This window comes from Providencia sp. wls1914, assembly GCF_009706645.1.
In the GTDB taxonomy this organism is placed as follows: domain Bacteria; phylum Pseudomonadota; class Gammaproteobacteria; order Enterobacterales; family Enterobacteriaceae; genus Providencia; species Providencia zhijiangensis.
This window is the reverse complement of record NZ_WLUN01000005.1, coordinates 192,190-198,744: the sequence shown is the minus strand read 5'-3', so window position 1 is coordinate 198,744 and position 6,555 is coordinate 192,190. Positions and strand designations below refer to the sequence as shown.

Annotated in this window: 4 protein-coding genes and 2 rRNA genes; 2 read left to right on the top strand and 4 right to left on the bottom strand. The window is 42.3% G+C overall.

Features of this window, described 5'->3' with window-relative positions; all coding sequences use genetic code 11:
- Both GKR74_RS05425 and rrf read left to right on the top strand, forming a co-directional pair.
- Nucleotides 1-1,618: ribosomal RNA gene (locus tag GKR74_RS05425) — 23S ribosomal RNA — on the top strand; the annotation flags it as partial.
- 146 nt (nucleotides 1,619-1,764) lie between these two features.
- Nucleotides 1,765-1,880, top strand: a 5S ribosomal RNA gene (gene rrf, locus GKR74_RS05420).
- A 449-nt stretch (nucleotides 1,881-2,329) separates the two neighbouring features.
- Here the strand turns inward: rrf and idi are convergent.
- From idi to GKR74_RS05400, 4 genes are all read right to left on the bottom strand, one after another.
- Nucleotides 2,330-2,851 (bottom strand): isopentenyl-diphosphate Delta-isomerase, encoded by a 522-nt coding sequence (gene idi / locus GKR74_RS05415; RefSeq protein ID WP_154602820.1) that lies wholly within the window; start codon nucleotides 2,849-2,851, stop codon nucleotides 2,330-2,332.
- 179 nt (nucleotides 2,852-3,030) lie between these two features.
- Complete coding sequence (gene narL / locus GKR74_RS05410) at nucleotides 3,031-3,669, bottom strand: two-component system response regulator NarL (RefSeq protein WP_230086564.1); 639 nt, start codon at nucleotides 3,667-3,669, stop codon at nucleotides 3,031-3,033.
- Nucleotides 3,670-3,739: 70 nt separating this feature from the next.
- Nucleotides 3,740-5,533, bottom strand: a complete 1,794-nt coding sequence (gene narX / locus GKR74_RS05405) for a nitrate/nitrite two-component system sensor histidine kinase NarX (protein ID WP_154602818.1) — start codon at nucleotides 5,531-5,533, stop codon at nucleotides 3,740-3,742.
- Nucleotides 5,534-5,607: 74 nt separating this feature from the next.
- Entirely contained in the window at nucleotides 5,608-6,528 is a 921-nt protein-coding gene (locus tag GKR74_RS05400) for a DUF808 domain-containing protein (RefSeq protein ID WP_336431299.1), read from the bottom strand.
- Nucleotides 6,529-6,555 lie beyond the last annotated feature (27 nt).

Genomic DNA, 6,555 nt, shown 5'->3' with positions numbered 1-6,555 from the left:
CCCGCACGCCGGAAGACCAAGGGTTCCTGTCCAACGTTAATCGGGGCAGGGTGAGTCGACCCCTAAGGCGAGGCAGAAATGCGTAGTCGATGGGAAACGGGTTAATATTCCCGTACTGGTGATAATTGCGATGGGGGGACGGAGAAGGTTAGGCTGGCCGGGCGACGGTTGTCCCGGTTTAAGGATGTAGGCAGGTGAATTAGGCAAATCCGGTTCACTATATGCTGAGGTCTGATGACGAGTCACTACGGTGGCGAAGTAGCTTATACCCCGCTTCCAGGAAAAGCCTCTAAGCTCTAGATTATCATTAATCGTACCCCAAACCGACACAGGTGGTCAGGTAGAGAATACTCAGGCGCTTGAGAGAACTCGGGTGAAGGAACTAGGCAAAATGGTGCCGTAACTTCGGGAGAAGGCACGCTGGCATTAGGTGAAGTGGTTTACCCATGGAGCTGAAGCCAGTCGCAGATACCAGCTGGCTGCAACTGTTTATTAAAAACACAGCACTGTGCAAACACGAAAGTGGACGTATACGGTGTGACGCCTGCCCGGTGCTGGAAGGTTAATTGATGGGGTTATCCGTAAGGAGAAGCTCTTGATCGAAGCCCCAGTAAACGGCGGCCGTAACTATAACGGTCCTAAGGTAGCGAAATTCCTTGTCGGGTAAGTTCCGACCTGCACGAATGGCGTAATGATGGCCAGGCTGTCTCCACCCGAGACTCAGTGAAATTGAACTCGCTGTGAAGATGCAGTGTACCCGCGGCAAGACGGAAAGACCCCGTGAACCTTTACTATAGCTTGACACTGAACATTGAGCCTTGATGTGTAGGATAGGTGGGAGGCTTTGAAGCGTGGACGCCAGTCTGCGTGGAGCCAACCTTGAAATACCACCCTTTAATGTTTGATGTTCTAACGTAGCCCCATTATCTGGGGTGCGGACAGTGTCTGGTGGGTAGTTTGACTGGGGCGGTCTCCTCCCAAAGAGTAACGGAGGAGCACGAAGGTTGGCTAAGCATGGTCGGACATCATGCGGTTAGTGCAAAGGCATAAGCCAGCTTGACTGCGAGAGTGACGGCTCGAGCAGGTACGAAAGTAGGTCTTAGTGATCCGGTGGTTCTGTATGGAAGGGCCATCGCTCAACGGATAAAAGGTACTCCGGGGATAACAGGCTGATACCGCCCAAGAGTTCATATCGACGGCGGTGTTTGGCACCTCGATGTCGGCTCATCACATCCTGGGGCTGAAGTAGGTCCCAAGGGTACGGCTGTTCGCCGTTTAAAGTGGTACGCGAGCTGGGTTTAGAACGTCGTGAGACAGTTCGGTCCCTATCTGCCGTGGGCGTTGGAAGATTGAAAGGGGCTGCTCCTAGTACGAGAGGACCGGAGTGGACGCACCACTGGTGTTCGGGTTGTCATGCCAATGGCATTGCCCGGTAGCTAAGTGCGGAAGAGATAACCGCTGAAAGCATCTAAGCGGGAAACTTGCCTTGAGATGAGTCTTCCCTGACTCTTTAAGGGTCCTAAAGGAACGTTTAAGACTAAGACGTTGATAGGTTGGGTGTGTAAGCGTAGCGATACGTTGAGCTAACCAATACTAATGAACCGTGAGGCTTAACCTGACAACACCGAAGGTGTTTTAGGGATGAGAGACAAAGATTAAAGTTGATTCAATGAAGTGGGACGCCGAAAGGTGGACACAACAGCTTGTTCAGGATTGATATTCTGGTTTAGTGATTAAAGGCTAAACGGGAATAAACAGAATTTGTCTGGCGGCAATAGCGCGGTGGTCCCACCTGACCCCATGCCGAACTCAGTAGTGAAACGCCGTAGCGCCGATGGTAGTGTGGGGTCTCCCCATGTGAGAGTAGGGAACTGCCAGACATTAATTTAGCCGAGAAGCCACCCATTGGGTGGTTTTTTTGCGTTTAGGGCATGAAAAATAGGCGATAAAAGGCCAGATTGTCATCCTCTGAGGCGTGATGATCGAGAAAGTTATCGCCGAATCTCGAAAGCTCCCTAAACTCTACGTTTCTTGCTTTTGGAGTATCACCATCTGTGGGGCATCACTGTAGTTATCCAACAAAAAAAGCAATACCATCATCTCAAGGTTAATAACCAAGTCTCGCTAATAACAGATTATTTCGACAGAAAAATTTCTCGTGTGATGTGGTCACTTAACGCCAGAATCAGATCTCAAACAGACATTAAGATCCTTCCATTGATCTAATTAAGACTAAAGACTATCGATTACAGTCTCTAATGCTTATTAAAAGACTCTCTGTGGCAGATAGAAAATGAATGTATGCAGTTGACGCAATATAGAAGAAGGATTAGGAAGAAAAATGCAGTAACGGGTATTTTTCCCAGATTTTTTTGAACCATGGAGTGAATTTTTCAGGATGAGCACTGATTTCTTGGGCTAAGGTTTCAAGGCTAACCCAGCGGGTAGCTCCGACTTCTTCAGGATTAGGAATGACTTGATTATCATAGTACCCCACAAATAGGTGGTCATACTCATGCTCAATTAGCCCACCATTAACATCCGCTTTATAAATAAACTCACCAACATGAGTTAATGAAGTTGAAAAACCGAGTTCTTCAGCTAAGCGACGTAAAGCTGCATCATGAGTATCTTCTTGTGCCCTTGGATGGCTACAGCAGGAATTGGCCCACTGTCCAGCAGAATGATATTTATGAAAGGCGCGTTGTTGAATGAGTAATTCGTTCTTACGATTAAAAATGAAGATAGAAAATGCACGATGCAGGCAGCCTTGCTGATGAGCTAGTAATTTTGGCATGCTACCAATCGGCGTGTCTTGTTCATTAACTAAAATAAGCTGTTCTTCTATCATAGTGGTCATCTGTATCAGTAAGAGTCAAAAACAAGCTTATTATAACTGGAAAAAAATGACTTGTAGATTAGAGCTATTAATAGCCTTTGCTAATTTGCAATGGGAGATTGATAAAGTGCATTCATAGCTAGATGAATCGATCATTTAGCTATGAATGAAGACGGTATGATAAAAAAATATTATTTTTGTTGGAGTACCCAGACAGCGGCTTCGACTCTAGATTTTAGATTTAGTTTTTTAAGTAAATGTTTTACATGTACTTTTACGGTGCTCTCTGCGATGTCTAAATTTCTCGCGATCATTTTATTTGATAATCCTTGAGCTATAAGCTCTAAAATGTCAGATTCTCTTGGCGTTAGTGCGGCAGCATCGCTTTCATTTTGTGATTGATTTTCTCTTAATGATTCCGCAAGAACAGAAGTTAATGTTGGGCTAACCACCATTTTTCCACTTGCAGCTTCTTTGAGTGCGATAATGAGTTCTTCAGGTTCCATATCTTTTAGTAAATAACCATCCGCACCTCGCTTAAGCGCACTGATCAAATCGTCACTATAATTCGATACGGTAAAGAGAATAATTCTACCTGACAGTTCGCGTTTTCTGAGCTCATCTAGGGTTTCAAAACCATTCATTCCGGGCATATTGAGATCTAAAAGGATCAGGTCAGGATCTTGTTCTTCTGCTATCTGAATACCCGTTTTGCCATCACCAGCTTCACCAATAACTTGAAGTGAAGGCTCTAAGCTAATCAGCTGTTTTACACCATTTCGGAGCATTGGGTGATCATCAATAAGTAGGATCGTTGATTTTTCGGTCATTATATTTTTAGTCTCCATGAATGATTTGATCCGGTGTTTTAAATATCAAATGTTCTAAATGTCAGATGTTTTAAATATCAGATAAAGGGAATGTAACTTTCACTTCGGTTCCCCCTTCTGTACGTTGAGTAATGTAACACTCGCCATTCAGGCTAAGTGCTCTTTCTCTCATAATTATGAGGCCATAATGATTAAGTTTATTTGGATTGTCATCGATACCATTGCCATTATCATCAATTGTAATGATGACGGTGCCTCTATGTTGGCTTAATGAAACTTTAGCCCAAGTTGCATTGGCATGCTTCAGAATATTACTTAGTGCTTCGCGAATAATTTGTATTATGTGGATAGATTGGTGTGGCGAGATACTTTTCGCTGGAATTTCATAATTAAGTTGAATATTAAAGCCAATACGCCCACTAAATTCACCTAAAGTGCTTTTGAGTGAAGGTAATAATCCTGATTCTGTGAGTTTCAAGCGGAAAGTCGTCAATAATTCCCGTAACTGACTGTATGCAGTATTAATTTCTGTACGCATCTCATTGAGCAAATGTAGAGTTGTTTCTGGTAATGGTTCTGGTTGCATTTGCAGATAGCTAATTTGCATTTTTAAACATGAGAGTGATTGCGCGATAGAATCATGAAGCTCTCTGGCAATCGCGGCACGTTCATCCATAATCAGCAGCTGTTGTTGTTGCTCTATCTGTTGCTCCATGGTGAGCATACCTGAAATTTGCTTCGCGAGCATAAGAACCAATCTGTTTTTTTCATCAGAAAATGGTTGTTTTTGCTCAATTTCACCGATAATTACACCATATCGGTGCATGTTATCAGAGAGATCCCACTGTAACGTTTGATATTCTTTTGCTGGAGCATTGTTTAATTGATCATAGTTTAATGGATGCTGATTAGTAGAAGGTAGCTTTGCTTTATCTATTTCGAGATTGGTTGTGGCATAAGAGATTTCATGGAAATATTGTTCATTGCTATCTTCATATAATTTGAGTCGCAAGTTTTCTAACTGTGTAATGTTTTTCAGCTCCGCGAGAACTTTTTGTAATCTTGAATAAAGCGTTTCCGATGAGTGTAATATTTGATTTGATTGATAAAGATATGACAAAACACGGTTTTTAGCGAGTAAGTCTGCGGTCTTTTCTGCTACACGTTCTTCGAGTTGGTGATAACTTTGCGCCAGCTCATCAGACATATGATTAAGGGTTTCACCTAGGGCATTGAGTTCATCTTGCTTATTATTTTTCATGGGATAGCGCTGAGTAAAATCTTTACGCCCAATGGCATTAACCATAGAAAGTAGCTTCATCCATGGGTAATAAATTTTTCGTCTCAAATGCCAGATTGTCCCCATCAATAGCAAAAAGACTAAGCTAATAAAAATCAACTGAGTCATCGCAACGTAAGCGATTTTTTTCTCAGTTTTATCATCAATGTTATGAACTAACTCATTGAGCATATTAACAAAAGTAATAACTTCATAGCGGGCATCATCAGGCGAAGATGCCTTAGTGAGTGCGGGTCTTAAAGTGTTCAGCCAAAATTCATGTATTTTATTAAATTCAGGTGTGAGATTTTCAATTTTAACCACTTGGGTGAGCTCGGGGCTGAGTAAGTCTTTCTCTAACTCATCAAGGTAATTTTGGTTATGTTGGTTTATGGGCGTTAAAGAAAGTAGGCGGTAACTTTGCATGCGCAAGGAACCTGATGTGTTAATGGCATGCGCGTTGCCTTGTACACTGATGATCATGCGGTTGGAAATCGTCATACCGATAATGCCCAAAACAGCAATAAGCAGCATTAACCCAATAACTTGGTTGATGATCGAAAATCGTCGGTAAAGTGTTGGCATTCTTCCTTTATCCTGATACAAAATAAACTGACTATTACCATAATGTATCTAAGGATATTAGTCAGTTTTTAGCTTTATTTTGTTTTTTTAAATCGAGCAAAAAAGTTAATAATGAAAACAATAAGTAAACCGATAGCTAGGCCAAAAATTAAATTAAGAATGGAAGGAGTTAAAAATTGTAGTGTATTACCAATAACACCGATATTACCTGTCTTTTCTGCTATTTTTTCGATCCATAAGTGTAGATAGGTAATTCCGTGAGTGAGTATCCCACCTCCGACCATAAACATGGCTGCCGTCCCTACAACGGATAATGTTTTCATTAAATAAGGGGTTACATAAATTAACCCATTACCGCATTTACGTAGCAAAGTAGATGCTTTTTTCTGTAGATAGAAGCCTAAGTCATCTAGCTTGACTATACCAGCAACTAACCCATACACCCCGACAGTCATGACAATGGCAATAATTGATAAAACTGCAAATTGGTTCAGGAGAGTTGTTGAAGAAACGATACCTAAGGTAATAGCGATAATTTCCGCAGATAAAACAAAATCAGTACGGATTGCACCTTTAATTTTTTGTTTTTCAAATGCCGCTATTTCTTGTTCTGAGGGCTGCGCTTCTCGTGCAGCTTCTGACGGTGAAGTCTCATGTTTATGTAGATATTTATGGGCAAGTTTTTCAGCGCCTTCAAAGCAGAGATATGCGCCTCCAATCATTAATAATGGTGTGACTGCCCACGGAATGAAAGCGCTAATCAATAATGCGAGTGGGACTAAAATGAGTTTGTTGATGAAGGAGCCCTTTGCGACAGCCCAGACAACAGGGATCTCTCTTTCGGCACGAACGCCAGTGACTTGTTGAGCATTTAAAGCGAGGTCATCCCCCAGAACACCGGACGTTTTTTTTGCTGCCATTTTTGTCATCACTGACACATCATCTAGAACTGCTGCGATATCATCTAATAAGGCAAGTAAGCTACTTCCAGCCACAGGAGGATCCTTTTGTTAAGGTGAGGT